16 protein-coding genes are annotated in these 18,224 nt (G+C 62.2%); 4 read left to right on the top strand and 12 right to left on the bottom strand.

What is annotated here, in order from left to right:
- Positions 1–91 precede the first annotated feature (91 nt).
- The 8 genes from M511_RS10230 to M511_RS10195 form a co-directional block, all read right to left on the bottom strand.
- Positions 92–922, bottom strand: a complete 831-nt coding sequence (locus M511_RS10230) for an ABC transporter permease (RefSeq protein WP_010394569.1) — start codon at positions 920–922, stop codon at positions 92–94.
- Positions 919–1,746 (bottom strand): ABC transporter permease, encoded by an 828-nt coding sequence (locus M511_RS10225; RefSeq protein ID WP_085502127.1) that lies wholly within the window; start codon positions 1,744–1,746, stop codon positions 919–921. The genes M511_RS10230 and M511_RS10225 overlap by 4 nt, the downstream gene beginning before the upstream one ends.
- A gap of 28 nt (positions 1,747–1,774) precedes the next feature.
- Positions 1,775–2,830, bottom strand: coding sequence for a quaternary amine ABC transporter ATP-binding protein (locus tag M511_RS10220; protein WP_085502126.1), 1,056 nt, complete (start codon positions 2,828–2,830; stop codon positions 1,775–1,777).
- A 62-nt stretch (positions 2,831–2,892) separates the two neighbouring features.
- Positions 2,893–3,744, bottom strand: coding sequence for a glycine betaine ABC transporter substrate-binding protein (locus M511_RS10215; RefSeq protein WP_010394576.1), 852 nt, complete (start codon positions 3,742–3,744; stop codon positions 2,893–2,895).
- 262 nt (positions 3,745–4,006) lie between these two features.
- On the bottom strand, positions 4,007–4,951 hold the full coding sequence (locus M511_RS10210) for a LysR substrate-binding domain-containing protein (RefSeq protein ID WP_085502125.1): 945 nt from the start codon (positions 4,949–4,951) through the stop codon (positions 4,007–4,009).
- 29 nt (positions 4,952–4,980) lie between these two features.
- Complete coding sequence (locus tag M511_RS10205) at positions 4,981–6,327, bottom strand: NAD(P)/FAD-dependent oxidoreductase (protein WP_085502124.1); 1,347 nt, start codon at positions 6,325–6,327, stop codon at positions 4,981–4,983.
- Position 6,328: 1 nt separating this feature from the next.
- Positions 6,329–7,834, bottom strand: a complete 1,506-nt coding sequence (locus M511_RS10200; protein ID WP_085502123.1) for an aldehyde dehydrogenase — start codon at positions 7,832–7,834, stop codon at positions 6,329–6,331.
- Between the two features lies 1 nt (position 7,835).
- Positions 7,836–8,753: a dihydrodipicolinate synthase family protein gene (locus M511_RS10195; protein ID WP_441339020.1), complete on the bottom strand. Its 918-nt coding sequence runs from the start codon at positions 8,751–8,753 to the stop codon at positions 7,836–7,838.
- A 222-nt stretch (positions 8,754–8,975) separates the two neighbouring features.
- Between M511_RS10195 and M511_RS10190 the strand changes: the two genes are divergently transcribed.
- Entirely contained in the window at positions 8,976–9,482 is a 507-nt protein-coding gene (locus tag M511_RS10190) for a cell wall hydrolase (protein WP_085502121.1), read from the top strand.
- Positions 9,483–9,561: 79 nt separating this feature from the next.
- On the opposite strand, the gene M511_RS10185 is transcribed toward M511_RS10190, so the two are convergent.
- From M511_RS10185 to M511_RS10170, 4 genes are all read right to left on the bottom strand, one after another.
- Positions 9,562–11,124 (bottom strand): BCCT family transporter, encoded by a 1,563-nt coding sequence (locus M511_RS10185; RefSeq protein WP_010394588.1) that lies wholly within the window; start codon positions 11,122–11,124, stop codon positions 9,562–9,564.
- Between the two features lie 517 nt (positions 11,125–11,641).
- A complete protein-coding gene (gene pcaF / locus M511_RS10180; RefSeq protein WP_010394594.1) occupies positions 11,642–12,841 on the bottom strand; it encodes a 3-oxoadipyl-CoA thiolase in 1,200 nt (399 codons plus the stop codon).
- A 2-nt stretch (positions 12,842–12,843) separates the two neighbouring features.
- On the bottom strand, positions 12,844–13,515 hold the full coding sequence (locus M511_RS10175) for a 3-oxoacid CoA-transferase subunit B (protein WP_085502120.1): 672 nt from the start codon (positions 13,513–13,515) through the stop codon (positions 12,844–12,846).
- A complete protein-coding gene (locus M511_RS10170; protein ID WP_085502119.1) occupies positions 13,512–14,246 on the bottom strand; it encodes a 3-oxoacid CoA-transferase subunit A in 735 nt (244 codons plus the stop codon). Before M511_RS10170 ends, M511_RS10175 begins: the two co-directional genes overlap by 4 nt.
- A gap of 109 nt (positions 14,247–14,355) precedes the next feature.
- Between M511_RS10170 and M511_RS10165 the strand changes: the two genes are divergently transcribed.
- The 3 genes from M511_RS10165 (at position 14,356) to M511_RS10155 (ending at position 18,223) form a co-directional block, all read left to right on the top strand.
- Entirely contained in the window at positions 14,356–15,114 is a 759-nt protein-coding gene (locus M511_RS10165) for an IclR family transcriptional regulator domain-containing protein (protein WP_029371704.1), read from the top strand.
- A 186-nt stretch (positions 15,115–15,300) separates the two neighbouring features.
- Positions 15,301–17,178, top strand: a complete 1,878-nt coding sequence (locus tag M511_RS10160; protein ID WP_010394603.1) for a TRAP transporter large permease — start codon at positions 15,301–15,303, stop codon at positions 17,176–17,178.
- A 28-nt stretch (positions 17,179–17,206) separates the two neighbouring features.
- On the top strand, positions 17,207–18,223 hold the full coding sequence (locus M511_RS10155) for a TRAP transporter substrate-binding protein (RefSeq protein ID WP_085502118.1): 1,017 nt from the start codon (positions 17,207–17,209) through the stop codon (positions 18,221–18,223).
- The last annotated feature ends 1 nt before the right edge of the window (position 18,224 follow it).

The following is an 18,224-nucleotide window of genomic DNA, read 5'->3' as shown; positions in this document are numbered from 1 at the left end:
GGGCTTTTTCCAGAGAGAATACGGCGATGGTCAGGCCGATTCTGCGCCTATCTGATGCCACAATCGCCCCGCTTCGCAAGAGCCCAAAGGCTTATGCGCCCTTTCTTTGCCGATCCAGCGCCCCGCGCGACAACCGGTCAAGCAGGACCGCCACCGCGACGATTGCAAGGCCGGCGCGCAGGCCCAGCCCCATCTCCATCCGCGTCAGGCCGCGCGTCACCTCGGCGCCCAGACCGCCCGCTCCGACCAGCCCGGCCAGCACGACCATGGCAAGGGACAGAAGGATGCATTGGTTCAGACCGACAAGCAAAGTAGGCCGAGCCGCGGGAAATTCGATCTTCCACAGGATCGCGCGGGGTTTGGCGCCGATCGCCTGACCAAGTTCTTTCAGATCGTTTGGCACAGTGCGGAACGCCAGAGTGGTCAGACGCAGCATCGGCGGAATGCCGTAAACGATGGTGGCGATGATCGCAGGCACCCGCCCAAGGCTGAAGATCATCACGGCCGGGATCAGATAGACCCATGGCGGCACGGTCTGCATGACATCAAGGATCGGACGCAGTGCCGCCTCGACCCCCGGCCGGCGCGCCGCAATGATGCCCAGAGGAAAGGCGATGGCGACCGCGATCAGCACCGCTACAAGGACCAGCGCGATGGTCTGCATCGAGGCCTGCCACAGCCCGGTCAGCCAGCAAAAGCCAAGGCAGCACCCTGCAAGGACTGCTACCCGCAGCCCGGCGGCCATAGCGGCCAGCACCACAACCGCTGCAACAAGCCCCGCAGGCGGCAAGGCCAGAAAGGCTGCCTCGATGGCGCTTAGCACCGCCTCGATCACCTGGGTTATCAGCGCGAAAAACGGGTGAAAGCTGGCGTTCAGCCAATCGACAGCGGGTGCCAGAAAGGCTCCGGGATTGAAACTCATTTCGTCCTCGCTGCAGCCTGGGTCACACGGTCCAGCACCATCGTCAGCACCACGATGGCAATCGATGCGTTGATCGAGGTGGCAATATCCAGCGTGCGGATGGCGCCATAGATGGTTTCGCCAAGCCCGCCCGAACCGACGATTCCCGCGATGACCACCATGCCAAAGGCCATCATCAGGCTTTGGTTAACTCCGGCCATGATCGAGGGTACGGCAAAGGGCAACCGGATTTTCAAGAACATCTGCAAGGGCGTCACGCCTGTTGCATGGCCAAGCTCGATGAACTCGCGCGGGGTCTGGCGGATGCCCAGTGCCGTCAGGCGGATCGCCGGAGGCATGGCCACGATCACCGTGGCAATAAGCGCTGTTGCCGGCCCATAGCCCAAAAGCGCAATCGAGGGCAGCAGGTAGATATAGGGCGGCAGGGTCTGAACCAGATCCAGTGCCGGGGTCAGCAGCTTTTCCAGCCGCGGCAGCAGTCCGGCCAGCACGCCCAACGGCAGGCCAGTCGCCAGCGCGATAACGGTGGCCGCAATGACCAGCGCAAGCGTGCTCATGGTTTCGGGCCATAGCATCATCGCTGCGCAAAGCGCGAGTGCTGCGGCCGTGACCACTCCGGGAACCAGTCCCAGCACCCGCCAGGCCAGCAACCCGGCAAGGGCAGCGATGACATAAAAGGGCGGCAGCATCAAAAGCCCAAGCACACCGGCATATAGCCCTTCGAGCACGAGCCGGCAAAAATCAAAGACAAAGCTTGCATGATCGGCAAGCCAGAACAGCGCATTATCAACCTGCGCATCAAAGGCCGAGATGAGTTCTTCCATGGCCAATCCCTCCTTTATGGCCAACCGCTCAGGCCGCGCGAGCCTCGGTTTCGCCCCTGACCCCCAGCAGCAGATCGCGGATGGTGACGATGCCCCGCAGGCGGCCGCCCTCTTCTACCGCGACGGCATCGCTGCCCGTGCTGGTAATCAGACCGATCAGCGCGTCGATATCGGCATCAGGCGAACAGCGTGGCAGACCGTCCGTCACGCCCTGCCAGCGGACCAAGGGCTGCATGACCGAATGCGCGCGGATCAGGTGCAACCGCGAGATACCGGCAACGAAATCCGCGACATATTGGTCGGCGGGGTTCACCACAATCTCTTCTGCGGTGCCGGTCTGGATGATGATCCCGTCCTTCATGATGGCGATACGGTCGCCGATGCGGATCGCCTCATCTAGATCATGGGTGATAAAGACCGCCGATTTGCCAAGATCTTTGGTCAGCTGCCGGAATTCATCCTGCAGCTGGCGCCGGATCAGCGGGTCAAGCGCGCTGAAAGGTTCGTCCATCAGGATGATTTCGGGGTCCGAGGTCAGCGCGCGCGCCAGCCCGACGCGCTGCTGCATCCCGCCCGACAATTCAGCCGGAAAGCGCGCTTTCCAATCCGACAGCCCGACCTTGGCCAGCGCAGCCTCGGCAGCGCGGTTGCGCTGATCTCGCGGGACGCCCTGCACCTCAAGCCCAAAGGCAGCGTTTTCCAGCACAGTGCGCTGAGGCAACAAGGCGACCGACTGAAAGACCATGCCGATATGGCGCGCACGCATCTGGCGCAGCTCGGCAGCGTCCAGCGCGGCGATGTCACGCCCTTTGACCATGATCCGGCCAAGACTTGGCTCGATCAGCCGATTCAGCAGCCGGATCAGCGTCGACTTACCCGAGCCTGACAGGCCCATGATGCAGAAAATCTCGCCCCGGCGGACCTGTAATGAGGCGTTCGAGACACCAACCACACAGTTATATTGCCGCAGGATATCCTGTTTGGTCAGATCGCGTTCGGCGATGGCGCGAATAGCCTCGTCACTGCGGTCGCCAAACACTTTCCAGACCGACTGGCAGTCGATCAGAGCCTCGGTGCTTTCCATGTTTTCCCTGTCGCTTTTTCCTGATGCCGCAGCGGCCCGGCCAAAGGGCCGCCGGGCAGGGATCAGTAGGACTTGATGCTTTCCCAGCGCTTCAGCCGGTCCTCATGCGAGGCGGTCCACTCTGCAACCGCCTGATCCATGGTCTGGCCATCGTTCACCGCCGCATTTATCCGGGCGATCTCTTCGATGGGGATGTAAACGCTACCGATGATCTCGCGCGCTTCGGGATTGGCTTCGGCAAAACCCTTTTGCGCGATCCAGTAATAGGATTGCGGCGGCGCGAAAATGCCTTTGGGATCGGCAAGGAACCTGGTGTCGAACTTCAGCGCCATCCAGGTCGGTTCCCACAGGGTGACGGCGATCCACTCCTTGCGGTCCACCGCCGATTTCAGGGCGGCGGTCATGCCCGCGGTGCTGCCCTCAACCAGTTGCAGTTTCAGCCCATAGGCGTCGATCGCATCGGATGCCTCACGCATCAGGCCCGCTCCCGGCTCGATCCCGATGAGGCGGCCGCCGAACTTGTCGGCGTTCTCATTCAGCTCTTCGACGGAATCGATGGTGACGTATTTCGGCACCGCGATGCCCTGATAAAGCCCGTGCGAAACCGGAGACAGTTTCTCAAGCCGGTTCTTGTTGCGGTTCCAGTAGTCATGGGCGACATAGTCGATCTGCGAGGCCATGATCTGTACGTCGCCCTTGGTCAGCGCCGCATAGGCGATGCCCCACTCGGAAAACTCGGTCACCTTGACGGTGTAACCTTTGTCCTCAAGCACCTTTTTGGTGATGCCGGTGATCGGGGTCAGGTCCTCCCATGACAGGGTCCCCATGCGAATCACCTTTTCCTGAGCGATGACTTCGGACGCCAGCCCCAGGGCCAGCGCGCCGGCAAGAACAGCTTTGAATAACCTGCGCATTTTCGTTCCTCCACTGATTGGATCGTTGTCGGTCCAGGTCGCGGACATGAGGCGTCCCTTGCCACGACGCACGACGCAGCAGTCTTTGCCCGGACTCATGTGTTTCGAGACGGGTTGCGATTTCCGGTGGGTTCAGAAGTGGCCTTACGTCAGGACGCCCCCATCCTGAATAAACTCATTTATCCATTCGCACCGGCACTTGAGCAAACGAGATTTTGCTTTGGTCGGGCATTAGAAAATCTACGGCGGGCCGCCAGCGGCATCAGCCTGCCTGTTCCTTCAGCACGGTCAGCACATGTTCCACAAACCCCGCCACATCCGGCCGTTTCAGAGATTTCTTTTTGCAGTTCAGAAAGTTGCCGCGACCCGCCGTGATCAGCGCAGGGTGGGCGAATGTCAGCCGCCCCTCATCGATCAGCGCCCTGACCATATGATGCCAGCCCAGCATCACCCCCTCGCCCCGCAGCGTGGCGTTCATCAGCAGACTGACCTTGTTCGTCGACAGGCTGGAAGGGGCCTTGGCCCATTCAGCGCCCTGCGCGCGAAACCATTCTGCCCAGCCAAGCGGCTGCCACCCGATGGCATCCGCACTCCAATGTCGGTCATGCAGATGCAACAGGTTGACGCGGTTCAGTGCATCGGGGTCCTCAAATGGTCCGTGTTCGGCCAGAAATGCCGGGGTACAGACCGGCTGGGCAATTTCCTGAAACAGAAAATGCAGCTCTTCGCCGACCTCGCAACGCTCGTTGCCGCATAGGAACGAGATATCCACCTCAGAGTAATTGCGCAGCGTGTCATCGGAATCCGAGGCCAGAACCACAAATCCGATCTCGGGGTGGCGGGCGCGGAAACTGTCGATCAGCGGCTGCAACCAGAACAAGGCCATGGCGTCGGTGGCCGAAATGGTCACCGTTCGCGGTCCCTCATCGCCGGTCAGAACCGAAACTGCGGCGCTGATCGTATCAAGTCCGGCTGTAACTGCCGCATAAAGGCTGGCGCCTTCGGGCGTCAGTTCCAACGCATTGTGCCTGCGGATGAACAGCGCAGTATCAAGCGCCCGCTCAAGCAGCCGGATTTGCTGGCTGACCGCGCCTTGGGTCACGTTCAGCTCGCGTGCAGCAAGGGTAAAGCTCAGATGCTTGGCCGCCACCTCGAACGTGGCGAATGAGCCAAGCGAAGGCAGGTAGCGGCGCTTGATCGGCGGCATGGCAGCGACATGTCCAGTTGAACGGGACGTCATTCTAGCCGCGCGCGCCATTCTTTCCAGCGCATATAAGCGTTCGCGCCGACCGTGTCTAAAGGATGGGGCGGCAGCCTGTCCGGCTGGGCCTCGGCGGTGAAAAAGCGGGTCACGGCGCTTGTCAGGCCGCATAGCATTTCGGCCGCGCCGATCCCGGTCAGGGTACTGCGCGTGGTGCCCAGCCCGTTATCCACACAGGCCGCGTACAGCCCCGGCTCAAGCTCACGCATGACCGAAACGCCATTTCGGGACAGGCACAGATGGCCCGACCAGCAATATTCAAAGCGCACACCCCTTAGCATCGGGAAACGCGCCTCGAATTTCTGCCGCATATGGCGGACAAGGCGGGCAAGGTCGCGGGTGCTGGTCTGCATCCGGGGCCGGTAATAGCCACCTTGCCGGATAACGATACGATGGCCGCCCTGTGCCGGACCAATGCGCCGCACTGTCGTCCCCATAGGATCCGAGGGCGTCGCCCCCCAGCATTCATGTCCGCCAAGCGCGCGCAGATGATCCGCCGACAGCTCTTCGGTCATGCAGGCGTTCAGCATGATGTGCATCAGCCGTCCGCGCTGAAAGCCAAAGCTTTCCAGATGGCCGTTATTCGCCATGATCACCCGCTCGGCGCGGACCTCGCCCCGTGCGGTCAGCAGCCGCCAGCCCTGTGCCCCATTCTCGATGCAAAGAACCGGCGATTGCTCAAAAATGCGAACGCCCGTACGTTCAAGCCCCAGGGCAAACCCGCGTACATAACCTGCCGGCTGGATCATCGCAGCGCCGGGGGTGTAAAGCCCGCCGCGATAATAATCGGTGCCCGTGATTTCGCGCATGGCGCTGGCGTCCAGCATCTCATGCGCCTCGCCCAGATCGCGCAGATGGCGGGCGTAGCTTTCATTCGCAGCCATCCCCACCGCCGAGGCAGCGGCGTTGATCTTGCCGCTGCGCTGAAACCAGCCCTCAGGGATGGCGTATTCCGCCACCGCCTGCGCGGCAAAGTCGATCGCATGCCGGTTCAGCTGGGTTAATTGCCGATCCCGGCTTTCACCCGAGCCCGCATAATCTGACGAGGTCAGCTCATGCGGCAGGTCGATCATAAAGCCCGAGTTGCGCCCGGTTCCCCCTTCCGCGATCCGCGCCGCCTCAAGGATTACCACGTCCAGTCCCGGATCAATCTGATGCAGGCGGCGGGCGGCGGATAGCCCCGCGAACCCACCGCCGACAATGGCGATATCGCAGCCAGTCGCCCCCTCAAGCCGTGCACGCGGCGCGGCCCGAGACAGGATGGCATTCCACCCGGCCGGACCGTTAAAGACCGGGGTGCGAAGGGCCTCGTGCCTTGCCATCCTAGTCAAGGGCCGTATCGGCGTGATCGGTCAGGTCCAGCCAGATCGTCTTAAGCTGGGTGTACTGGTCATGGGCGTGGATCGAGTTGTCACGTCCACCAAAACCCGACTGCTTGTAGCCGCCAAAGGGAGTCGAGATGTCGCCCTCGCCAAAGCTGTTCACCGTCACGGTACCCGCGCGCAGCATCCGCGCCCCACGCAGCGCCCGCTTGCCATTGGCAGTAAAGATCGAGGCGGCGAGCCCGTAATCCGTGTCGTTCGCGACGGCTATGGCTTCCTCAAAACTGTCCACGGTTATAACCGTCAGGATCGGGCCAAAGATCTCTTCTGCCGCCAGTCTGGAATCACGCGGAGCCTCGACGATGGTCGGTTCGATGAAGCCATCAGCCACGATCTTGCCGCCCATCAGAATGGTTTCCTGCCCGGCTGCCTCCAGATAGGCGCTGACCTTGCCAAAATGCGCCGGGCTGACCAGCGCACCTACCCGTACCTGCGGATCAAGGGGATCGCCCACGATCCATTCACGGGCATGGGCGCGCACCCGCTCAAGCAGCCGGTCACGGATGCCGCGCTGAACGATCAGACGCGAGGCGGCCGAGCAGTTCTGGCCCATGTTCCAGAAAGCCCCGTTGACGACATGGGCAGCAACCGCATCCAGATCTTCGGCATCATCCAGCACGATACAGGGGTTCTTGCCACCCAGCTCAAGCACCACCTCTTTCAGGTTGCTATCGGCCGAATAGTGCAGGAACCGCCGCCCGGTCACGGTCGAGCCGGTAAAGCTGACCATATCCACATCCGGGTGGCGGCCCAACGGCTCGCCCACATCGGCACCACTGCCGGTCACAACGTTCAGCACGCCACGCGGCAACCCGGCCTCGACCGCCAGTTCCGCAACACGCAGCGCGGTCAGCGTGGTCTCGGCAGCAGGTTTGACCACGACCGAACAACCGGCAGCCAGCGCCGGGCCGATCTTCCACGCCAGCATCAGCAGCGGAAAGTTCCAGGGCAGAACCAATCCGACCACACCCACCGGCTCACGCACGATCATGGCGATATGATCGTCCGAAGCCGGCGCGACCTGATCATAAATCTTATCGATCAGCTCGGCATGCCAGCGGATGACATGGATCGTTTCGGGCACGTCCACCGTTTCGCAGTCATAGATTGTCTTGCCGCTGTCGATGCTTTCCATCACCGCCAGTTCGCGCGCGTTACGCCCGATCAGGCGGGCAAGACGCAGCAGAATCTCTTTGCGCGCGCCGGGATGCAGGCGTGACCAGCGGCCATCCTCGAAAGCCTCGCGGGCCTTTTGCACAGCCAGATCAACATCCTCGGCACCACAGGCGGCAACCTCGGTCAAGGTCTCGCCGGTCGCGGGGTTCACGGTGGCAAAGGTCCGGCCCGAGATGGCCGGCCGGAAAGTGCCGTCGATAAAGGCGTTCTGCGGCAGGCTCAGCGCCCCGGCGATAGCCTTATATTCCTGATTGGTCAGCAGACCGGTCATCTCAGTTTCCCTCCGTGATCGCCTTGACAGTGGTTTTCAGTGAGCGGATCACCTGTTCCAGAGCGCGCTTTTCATCCTTGTTCAGCCCCTTCAGCGGCGGGCGCATCGTGCCAGCACGCAGGCCGGTCGTCTCGACCCCATGTTTGACGCATTGGATGAATTTGCCGCCCTGTTCGAGCACGCGCATGAGCGGCAGCATCGCCGACATGATCTGGCGGCCACGGGTGAAATCCCCCCGGACGACGCATGCTTCGTACAGCGCGACATGCTCTTCGGGCAGGAAGTTCGAGCCGGCGCAGATCCAGCTGCGCGCACCCCATGCAAAGAATTCCAGCGCCTGATCATCCATGCCGCAGGACAGCTGGATATGCGGATAATCGCGCGCCAGCAGATGCAGCCGGTTGATATCGCCAGAACTTTCCTTGATGCCAATGACGTTGCGCGAACGCCCGACACGATCAAGAAACTCGCGTCCCATCTCGACGCCCATGCGGCCGGGATAGTTGTAAAGCACGATCGGCAGATCCGCCGCCCGGTCAATGGCAAGCGCATTCAGCGCATTCTCACGCTCGGTCGGGACCGAATAAGGCGGCGTGCCCAGCAGCAGCCCGTCCGCCCCCATCTGACGCGCGCCCTGCGCCAGCGCAATCGAGTCGGGCGTGCGCATGGCACCGGTGCCGACAAGGACCGGCAGGCGACCCGCCGCGCGCTCAAGGATAAAGCGCGCAAGATCCAGTCGCTCTTCGACGGTCTCGGCATAGTTCTCGCCGGTAGAGCCGCCCGAGATCAGGCCGTGTACCCCCGCCGCAACCAGCCGCTCGACCAGATCAGCCAGCGCGTCATAGTCGATCGAGCCATCGGCGTGAAACGGGGTGATCAGCGGCGTGTAGATACCTTCCAGCACCATCCGGGGCGTCATGTCGCGGCCTCCATTTTTCCTGTAGGATGGCTGCTTGATAAGGCCCCGCCGGACAGCCCGGCAAAGGAGAATATTCAGGCCCCTGGCATTAGAAAAAATAGGGCCAGCAGGCGCCCGGCCATGGCGTTGCAGGGGCGACATGTTGATGAAACACCCCCTCTGCTGCTAATAATCATGGCTGCAATGACAACAAAACTCTGCAGGCAGCAGAAGGGGCAGTACATGAAATTTCCGCGCAGGACATTGCGGCTTGGCATCGCCGTGGCCTCGGCGCTGCTCGTATTGAGCGGCTGTTCGGGGTTCCGTCGCCACAGCGAACTGGAGTGCATGGAGCGCGCCATGTATTTCGAATCCAACCGCTCAAGCCGGGACGGCATGATCGCGGTTGGCAGCGTGGTGATGAACCGGGTGCGGTCGGACAAATTCCCGAACTCGGTCTGCGGCGTCGTCGGGCAAAAGGGTCAGTTCGCCCGTGGCATCATGACCCGCAAGATGAACCCACGAGAGATGCCCAAGATCAAAGAGGCCGCCCGCTCGGTCATGCGCGGCGAACGCCATCCGCTGATCGGGGACGCCACGTTCTTTCACACGGCCGGGCACCGCTTTTCCTATGACAACATGCATTACGTGCTGGTGACAGGGGGCAACGCCTTTTACGAAAAGCGCAAAAGTGCCTTTGTAACCCGTCCCGTACCCCCGCCGCCGATCGAAGGTATCACCGGCCGGTAAAAAATAAAGAACCGGCCCCGGTCCAATGCCGGGGCCGGTCAGGTGCCGCCCCGGCGAACCGGGACAGCTGGCGGGGACTTCAACGCGAGCGCTCTTTGAGGCCACCGGTATGCGGGTCGATTTCCTCGAAATGGCCGTGAACCTCGATATCGTCCAGCAGCCCCTTCCACAGCGAGGCGCATAGCCCGACCATCACGACAAGGAAGGGCGCAGCGGCAATGATCGAGGCGGTTTGCAACCCGTCAAGCCCGCCCATCACCAGCAGAACCGAGGCCGAGGCGCCCGCAAGCACGCCCCACAGCACGACGATGCCGGCGCGCGGATGGGTGGTGCCGTAACTGGACAGCATCCCCATCACGACCGAGGCCGCATCCGCCCCCGAGACGAAAAAGATCGCGACCAGGAACATCGCCACGACCGAGGTAAGCCCGGCCATCGGATATTGCTCCAGCATCGCAAACAGCGACACGGCCTCGCCCTTTTCGGCAATCGCCCCGACCAGCCCGCCGGGGCCGCTGATCTCAGAGAACAGCGCGCTGCCCCCCATGACGGTGAACCAGACAAAGGTCACCGCACTGGGGATCAACAGAACGCCTACGACGAATTCACGGATCGTGCGCCCACGCGAAATGCGGGCAATGAACACGCCGACAAAGGGGGCCCATGAAATCCACCATGCCCAGTAAAAGATCGTCCAGCTTGCCAGCCATTTGCTGTCGCTAAAGGCCGAGGTGCGGAACGACATCGAGATCAGATCGCTGAAATAATAGCCCAGCGACTCGATCAGCGTGTCGAGGATAAAGACCGTCGGACCCAGCAGCGCCAGAAACAGCAACAGCACCACCGCGATGACCATGTTCATGTTGCTGAGAAACTGGATGCCCTTGCCGACGCCCGAGACGGCCGAGAGGATGAACAGCACCGACAGCACCGCGATGATCGCCAGCGCGATGGCCGGGGATTCTCCGGTCTGCCACAGATAATTCATGCCGCTGTTGATCTGCTGCGCGCCAAGCCCCAGCGAGGTGGCGGTACCAAACAGCGTGGCGATGATCGCCAGCACGTCGATCATGCGCCCGACCGGCCCATGGATGCGGTCACCAAGCAGCGGGTGAAAGACGCTCGACACCAGCGTGGGCAGGTCGCGGCGATAGCTGAAATAGGCCATGGCAAGGCCCGCCATCGCATAGATTGCCCAAGGGTGCAGCGCCCAATGGAAATAGGCATATTGCATGGCGACCAGAGCCGCCTCTTTGGTCTGCGGCGCGGCAAGGCCATGGGGCGGGTTGGCGTAATGGCTGATCGGCTCGGCCACGCCCCAGAACATCAGCCCGATGCCCATGCCGACGCTGAACATCATGCAAACCCATGAACGCGTCGAGAATTCGGGCTGTTCGTCATCATGGCCAAGCTTGATGCGGCCAAAGCGGCTGAAGGCCAGAAACAGCGAGAAGGCCAGAAAGAAGGCCGTCGAGATAACAAAGCTCCACCCAAAGACCCGGATGATCCAGTTCAGGGTGGCCCTGGCGACCACGGCCAGGCTGTCGGGGCCTAGAACGCCCCACATCACAAAGCCTCCTGCGACCGCAATGGCCGGCCAGAAGACGCCAATGTTAATTCCCCTTTCGGGTTTCGTCTGCATTTACGATCTCCTCCGCAGTCTCCTCCAAGACTCGTTAAGGCGTCCGGCGCTGGGGATGCGCCGGGGCCGTCAGGCTCTCGCACAAAATGGAGGTCCGCATGACCCGGTCGTGGACAAGGCGGCACGCGTTTCACGCAGCCAGATCATGGCTTTGTTCCGATACGGCTTTTGCTCTGTGGCAGCGAACAATTCGTTGGCTTGGGCGAGTATCCTACGCTGGGTAAGATGTGACATGAGACCCGCCGCAAAGAGTACTCAACCGACATGTTGAGAGGCAAAAACGTCCAGATCGCGACAATTGCATTTAAGCTTGGTCAACAAAAAACCACACTCGAAGCCTTTGGCATTGCTGATTTTCCACCCCAAGAACAGGCCCGGCGGGGGCTGCAACAGAGGCGGCCGGGCGATTCTGCCTGAGGTTGATGCGGCATTGCAGGGTCTGACCCTGCTGGCGCTTCATCTCATAAAAAAACGCCTGCCCCGCAAGGGGGGCAGGCGCAAGGATACAAAAGGGACGTCAGACTCTTTCCAGCGCGATGGCGATGCCCTGACCCACACCGATGCACATGGTCGAAAGCGAGCGTTTGCCACCGTTCAGCGCTAGCTCAAGCGCAGCGGTGCCGGTGATCCGCGCACCCGACATGCCCAGCGGGTGACCCAAGGCAATGGCACCGCCATTGGGGTTCACGCGCGGGTCATCCCCGGCGATGCCAAGCTCGCGCAGCGTGGCGATGCCCTGGGCGGCAAACGCTTCGTTCAGTTCGATGACGTCGAAATCGGCAGGGGTCAGGCCCAGCCGCTGCATCAGCTTGCGGCTTGCCGGGACCGGGCCGATGCCCATGATCCGGGGCGGGACGCCCGCCGTTGCCCCACCCATCACCCGGGCGATGGGCGTCAGGCCATGGGCCTTGACCGCCGCCTCAGATGCCAGGATCAGGGCGGCCGCCCCATCGTTCACGCCCGAGGCATTGCCTGCCGTGACCGAACCATTGGGAAACAGCGGGCGCAGCTTGGCCAGCGCCTCGGCCGTGGTGGCACGGGGGTGTTCGTCGGTATCGACGACCACAGGCTCGCCCCGGCGCTGAGGGATCGTAACAGCAGCAATCTCGCGCGCCAGACGGCCATTGGCGATGGCAGCCGCCGCCTTTTGCTGCGAGCCCAGCGCCATGGCGTCCTGCGCCTCGCGGCTGATGCCGAATTCATCGGCGACGTTCTGGCCGGTCTGAGGCATGGAATCGGTACCGTACGCCACATCCATCTCCGGGTTCACGAAGCGCCAGCCGATGGTGGTATCGTGAATCTCGGCATGGCGGGAAAAGGCGCTTTCGGCCTTGGGCAGCACAAAGGGCGCGCGCGACATGGACTCGACCCCGCCCGCGATCATCAGGCTGGCCTCTCCTGCCGCGATCTGGCGCGCAGCGACCAGCACCGCGTCCATGCCCGAACCGCAGAGCCGGTTGATGGTGGTGCCTGGCACCTCGATGGGCAGACCGGCAAGCAGCGCTGACATACGCGCGACGTTGCGATTATCCTCGCCCGCCTGATTGGCGCAGCCATAGATCACGTCATCCACCGTCTGCCAGTCCACATTGGCGTTCCGCTGGATCAATGCGCGCAGGGGAACCGCGCCAAGATCGTCCGCACGCACCGAGGACAAAGCCCCGCCGAAACGGCCGATCGGCGTGCGGATATAGTCACAGATAAAAACAGCATTCATATTCAAAGCTCCGGTACGATCAGATCGGCGATTTCGCCATCTACATGCAAGCGCGCGCCGGTCACAGCCTGCAATTCGTCCAGCGAGATCGCAGGCAGCTTTTCACGCAGCACGAAATGGTCATTTTCGATATCAACCACAGCAAGCGAGGTATAGACGCGCGTCACGCAGCGAACCCCGGTCAGCGGCAGGGTGCAGCTTTCGACAAGTTTTGGCATGCCATCCTTGGTGACGTGATCGGTCAGGACGGCGACACGTTTCGCGCCATGGACCAGATCCATCGCGCCGCCAACAGCCGGCACGCCACGCGGTCCGGTGGACCAGTTCGCCAGATCACCGTTCTGCGCCACCTGATAGGCGCCAAGGATCGCGACATCCAGATGCCCGCCCCGCACCATGGCGAAACTGTCGGCATGGTGGAAAAAAGCCGCCCCGGGATTAAGGGTGATAGCCTTTTTGCCAGCATTGATCAGGTCCCAATCCTCTTGTCCGGCGGGCGGGGCCTCGCCAAAGCCAAGGACGCCGTTTTCGGTATGGAACACCGCCTGACGGCCGGAGGGCTGGAACCTGGCCACCATCTCGGGAAAGCCGATGCCCAGGTTCACATAGGCACCGTCAGCGATGTCCTGCGCCGCGCGCCAGGCGATCTGGGCGTTGGAAAGCCTGGTCGTCATGCCTGCACCTCGGGATAGACCGCATTGGCGCGGTTCAGCGCCTCTTCCTGCGCGGGGTTTGCGACTTCGACGACGCCATCGACAAATATGCCCGGCGTCACCACATGTTCAGGATCAATGCCGCCCGGCGCGACCACCTGTGTCACCTGCACGATGGTTCGTGCCGCCGCCATCGCCATCAGGGGCGAGAAATTGCGTGCCGCCATGCGATAGGTCAGGTTGCCGTGATGGTCGCCAAGTTCGGCCTTGATCAACGCCACATCGGCCTTGAGCCAGCGTTCCTGGACATAATGCCTGCCCTCGAACTCTGCGACCGGCTTGCCCTGCGCCAGATCGGTGCCATAGGCGGTCAGAGTGTAAAAAGCCGGAATACCCGCGCCACCGGCCCGGATCCGTTCGGCCAGCGTGCCCTGCGGGACGAGTTCCAGCCCGATCTCTCCGGCAAGGTATTTCTCGGTAAAGACACGCGGATCAGCCGAGCGCGGGAAAGAACAGACCATCTTGCGCACCATTCCCTGCTTGATCAGCGCAGCAATACCGACATGGCCGTTGCCAGAGTTGTTGTTGATGACCGTCAGGTCACGGGGGCTGCCGGTCGCCAGACAGCGGTCAATCAGCGCATGGATCAGCTCGATCGGCGCGCCCGAGCCGCCGAAACCGCCGATCATCACTGTTGCGCCGTCCGGGATGTCGGCAACCGCCTCGGCCAGACTGGGGATGCGTTTGTCCATGTGTCCTCTTCTGCAGGTACGGACAGGTTGTTGCCCATAGAGCCACCGGCGGGCCAGAGATTCCGTGCGGATGTTGACATTTGTTCAAATTGTGGAAAATCCTGTGCGCATGGTGAACAAAACTGACTTTATCGCCTCGCTTGCCAAGGGGCTGAAGGTGATCGAAGCCTTTCGGGCCGAGCAACCGCGCCTTTCAATCACCGAGGTCGCCGAGGCGACCGGCCTTGACCGTGCGACCGCGCGGCGCTGTCTTTTGACCCTGCACGAGCTTGGCTACGCCGATTACGACGGCAAATTCTTTACCCTGACCCCGCGTGTCCTGCGTCTTGGCATGGGAGCAATGGCGGCAATTCCACTGGCGCAACTGGTGCAGCCCTGGCTTGACCAATTGTCCGAACAGATCGGCCAAAGCACCTCGGTCTCGATCCTCGACGATACCGAGATCGTCTATCTTGCCCGTGCAGCACAGCGACGGGTCATGTCGATCGGGCTGATGCCGGGCTCGCGCCTGCCGGCGCATTGCACCTCAATGGGGCGGGTGCTGTTGGCCGCCCTGCCCGAGCCCGAGGCCCGCGCCATTATCGAACGTTCTGACCTGACCCCGCGCACACCCTTTAGCCTGACCGCGCCGGCTGAGATTATGGCCCGTCTTGGTCAGGTCCGGGCCGAGGGCCATTCGCTTAACGATCAGGAGGTCGAGCTGGGGCTGCGCTCGCTTGCCGTGCCGCTGTACAATATTCATGGCCGGGTGGTCGCGGCACTGAACACCGGCGTGGCTGCGGTCCATGCCTCGGCGCAGGAAATGGCCGCGCTGTACCTGCCGCCCCTGCTGAAGGTGCAAGAGGGGCTGCGCCGCGTCCTGCGCTGACCGATTATTCTACATCATGGAATGATAAGCGCGCGGAACCTTGCTTTTACAAATCCGGGTGCAGAATTTCCCTTGCGTTCCGGCAAGAATCGTTCAGAAATCTGCATCAGACAAGGCGGCTACCGCGTCCATATGGTGGATCGGTGTCAGGGGAGGGGAGGCCCCCGCCGCCATGGGAGGGACAAGATGCAACTGACCGACACCCAGCCCGAGGGAGAGTTGGCCCTAGGCGGTATCGAGGCGCTGGCCGAGCCAAAGCGCGCCGAGCGTTGGATGCGCCCGGTTGAAATCATCGCTGCCGGCCTTTTGGTGGTGATGATGGTCACCGTGCTGGCCAATGTCTTTTTTCGCTATGTGCTGACAAAGCCGCTGATCTGGGGGGATGAGGTCGCCTCGATCAGTTTCATCTGGATGGCGATGCTGGGCGCGGCTCTGGCGGTGGACCGGCACGAGCATATGCGGCTGACCGTATTCCTGCCGCTGCTGCCCGGACGGGTGGCACGCGTGGCCGAGATCGTGGGGCAGGTTCTGGTCTGCATCCTGCTGCTGCGGCTTTTGCCGGTAGCGGTGGAATATGCCTATGAGGAAAGCTTTGTCCGCTCTCCCGCGCTGGGGCTGCCGATGTCATGGCGCGCCTCGGCCCTGCCTGCCGGGATCGGGCTGATGACATTTCTGTCGCTGCTTGCGGTGCTGCGCACCCGTGAATGGCGGATAATCGGGGCCACGCTGATCGTAACGGCGGCGGCAGTCGCGGTGCTGTGGTATGCACGCCCTGCCCTTTTGTCGCTGGGCAACTGGAACCTGCCGATCTGGCTGGGGCTGCTGGTCGCGGTGCTGCTGTGCATAGGGGTGCCCATTGCGTTCTGCTTTGCGCTGGGAACGCTTGCCTATCTGACATTTGCCAGCCACGCGCCGATCTTTGTGATGATGGGCCGCATCGACGAAGGCATGTCCTCGCTGATCCTGCTGTCGGTCCCGGTCTTTGTTCTGTTGGGCTGCATTCTTGATGCAACCGGCATGGGCAAGGCCATCGTGAACTTTCTTGCCTCGCTGCTTGGCCATGTGAAGGCGGGGATGAGCTATGTGCTGCTCGGCTCGATGTTTCTTGTATCGGGGATCTCGGGTTCAAAGGTCTCGGACATGGCGACGGTTGCCCCGGCGCTGTTTCCCGAAATGCGCCGCCGCGGCCATTCCGCGCCCGAGATGACGGCGCTGCTGGCGACTGGCGCAGCCATGGCCGACACGGTCCCGCCTTCGATCGTGCTGATCGTGCTTGGCTCGGTCGCGGGGGTGTCGATTGCGGGGCTGTTCACCTCGGGCTTTGTCATCGCCATGGTGCTGCTGGTGGTGCTTGCCGTGCTTGCGCGCTGGAAAGCCCGGGGCGAGGATATGTCGGGCGTCAAACGCGCAACCCCGGTGCTGATCGGCAGGGCGCTGCTGATTGCTGCCCCGGCTTTGGTCCTGCCCTTCATGATCCGCAGTCTTGTTGCCAGCGGCGTTGCGACAGCGACCGAGGTATCGGCCATCGCAGTCGTCTATGCCTTTATCATCGGGGTCGTGCTTTACGGCGGCATCCCGCTGCGCCGCGTGGGCGCGATGCTGGTCGAGACTGCCGCCATGTCGGGTGCAATCCTGCTGATCCTTGGTGCAGCCTCGGCCATGGCCTGGGCGCTGACACAATCGGGCTTTGCCCGCGACCTGATGACCGTGGTTACCGGTCTGCCGGGCGGCTGGGTCGTGTTCATGCTGGCCTCGATCGCGATCTTTCTGATCCTTGGCTGCGTGCTGGAAGGGCTGCCGGCCATCGTGCTGCTGGCGCCGATCATGTTCCCCATCGCCCGAGGGCTTGGCATTCACGACATCCATTACGCCATGGTCATCGTCACGGCCATGAACATCGGCCTGATGGCACCGCCCATCGGCATCGGCTTCTACATCGCCTGCAAGATCGCCAATGTGCCCGCCGATCAGGTCATGCGCCGGATCTGGCCCTATCTTGCGGCGCTGATGATCGGCCTTCTGGCCATCGCTGCCGTGCCCTGGTTCTCGACCGCATTGCTATGATCCAAACAACCTCGGGGAGGAGGAAACCATGAAAATCAACCGTCGCAGCGTCCTGATGGGGGCCGCCGCCGGGGCGCTGGCCGCGCCCTTTATCCGCACCGGCGCAGCCCGCGCCGCCGAATTCAGCTACAAGATCGCCAATAACCAACCGCTAGAACACCCAAGCAACGTCCGGCTGATCGAGGCGGTCAAGGCGATCCTTGAGGAAACCTCGGGCGCTGTGGACATCCAGATCTTTCCGTCCAACCAGCTTGGCGCCGATACCGATGTGCTGGGTCAGCTGCGCTCGGGCGGGGTCGAGTTCTTCCAGCTGTCGCCGATCATCCTTTCGACGCTGGTGCCGAACGCCTCGATCAACGGTGTGGGCTTTGCCTTCCCGGATTACGACACGGTCTGGAAGGCGATGGACGGCGAGCTGGGTGCCTATGAGCGCGGACAGATCGAGGCCGCGGGCCTTGTCGTGATGGACAGGATCTGGGACAACGGCTTCCGCCAGACCACCTCCTCGACCAAGCCGATCACCTCGCCCGAGGATCTTCAGGGCTTCAAGATCCGCGTGCCGGTCAGCCCGCTGTGGACCTCGCTCTTTTCGGCCTTTGGGGCGGCTCCGGCCTCGATCAACTTTGCCGAGGTCTATACCGCACTGCAAACCGGCATCGTCGATGGTCAGGAAAACCCGCTGGCGATCATGAAGGTCGCCAAGCTGTGGGAGGTGCAGAAATACCTGTCCATGACCAACCATATGTGGGACGGGTTCTGGCTGCTTGGCAACCGCCGTGCCTGGGCCGCCCTGCCCGAGGAAGCCCAACAGATCGTCGCCAAGAACTTCAACGCCGCCGCCGAACGGCAACGCGCCGACGTGATGGAGCTGAACGCCTCACTGCGTGGCGAGCTTGAGGGACAGGGCTTTGTCTTTAACGACGTCGATCCCAAACCATTTGAGGACAAGCTGCGCGAGGCGGGCTTCTATACCGAATGGAAAAAGACCTACGGCGACGAGGCGTGGGAGATCCTTGAGACCGCCATCGGCCGCAAGCTCGCCTGAC

Source organism: Paracoccus sp. J56 (assembly GCF_019633685.1).
In the GTDB taxonomy this organism is placed as follows: Bacteria; Pseudomonadota; Alphaproteobacteria; order Rhodobacterales; family Rhodobacteraceae; genus Paracoccus; species Paracoccus kondratievae.
Note: the sequence above shows the minus strand (reverse complement) of the source record. Positions and strands in the feature narration are given on the sequence as shown.

What these genes read in the sequence shown, in the direction of transcription:
- M511_RS10190 (WP_085502121.1), top strand. Translation starts at nt 8,976, where the DNA reads ATGAAATTTCCGCGCAGGACATTGCGGCTTGGCATCGCCGTGGCCTCG.
- M511_RS10160 (WP_010394603.1), top strand. Translation starts at nt 15,301, where the DNA reads ATGCAACTGACCGACACCCAGCCCGAGGGAGAGTTGGCCCTAGGCGGT.
- M511_RS10155 (WP_085502118.1), top strand. Translation starts at nt 17,207, where the DNA reads ATGAAAATCAACCGTCGCAGCGTCCTGATGGGGGCCGCCGCCGGGGCG.
- M511_RS10220 (WP_085502126.1), bottom strand. Translation starts at nt 2,830, where the DNA reads ATGGAAAGCACCGAGGCTCTGATCGACTGCCAGTCGGTCTGGAAAGTG.
- M511_RS10210 (WP_085502125.1), bottom strand. Translation starts at nt 4,951, where the DNA reads ATGCCGCCGATCAAGCGCCGCTACCTGCCTTCGCTTGGCTCATTCGCC.
- M511_RS10175 (WP_085502120.1), bottom strand. Translation starts at nt 13,515, where the DNA reads ATGACGACCAGGCTTTCCAACGCCCAGATCGCCTGGCGCGCGGCGCAG.
- M511_RS10230 (WP_010394569.1), bottom strand. Translation starts at nt 922, where the DNA reads ATGAGTTTCAATCCCGGAGCCTTTCTGGCACCCGCTGTCGATTGGCTG.
- M511_RS10185 (WP_010394588.1), bottom strand. Translation starts at nt 11,124, where the DNA reads ATGCAGACGAAACCCGAAAGGGGAATTAACATTGGCGTCTTCTGGCCG.
- pcaF (WP_010394594.1), bottom strand. Translation starts at nt 12,841, where the DNA reads ATGAATGCTGTTTTTATCTGTGACTATATCCGCACGCCGATCGGCCGT.
- M511_RS10195 (WP_441339020.1), bottom strand. Translation starts at nt 8,753, where the DNA reads ATGACGCCCCGGATGGTGCTGGAAGGTATCTACACGCCGCTGATCACC.
- M511_RS10165 (WP_029371704.1), top strand. Translation starts at nt 14,356, where the DNA reads ATGGTGAACAAAACTGACTTTATCGCCTCGCTTGCCAAGGGGCTGAAG.
- M511_RS10225 (WP_085502127.1), bottom strand. Translation starts at nt 1,746, where the DNA reads ATGGAAGAACTCATCTCGGCCTTTGATGCGCAGGTTGATAATGCGCTG.
- M511_RS10215 (WP_010394576.1), bottom strand. Translation starts at nt 3,744, where the DNA reads ATGCGCAGGTTATTCAAAGCTGTTCTTGCCGGCGCGCTGGCCCTGGGG.
- M511_RS10200 (WP_085502123.1), bottom strand. Translation starts at nt 7,834, where the DNA reads ATGACCGGTCTGCTGACCAATCAGGAATATAAGGCTATCGCCGGGGCG.
- M511_RS10170 (WP_085502119.1), bottom strand. Translation starts at nt 14,246, where the DNA reads ATGGACAAACGCATCCCCAGTCTGGCCGAGGCGGTTGCCGACATCCCG.
- M511_RS10205 (WP_085502124.1), bottom strand. Translation starts at nt 6,327, where the DNA reads ATGGCAAGGCACGAGGCCCTTCGCACCCCGGTCTTTAACGGTCCGGCC.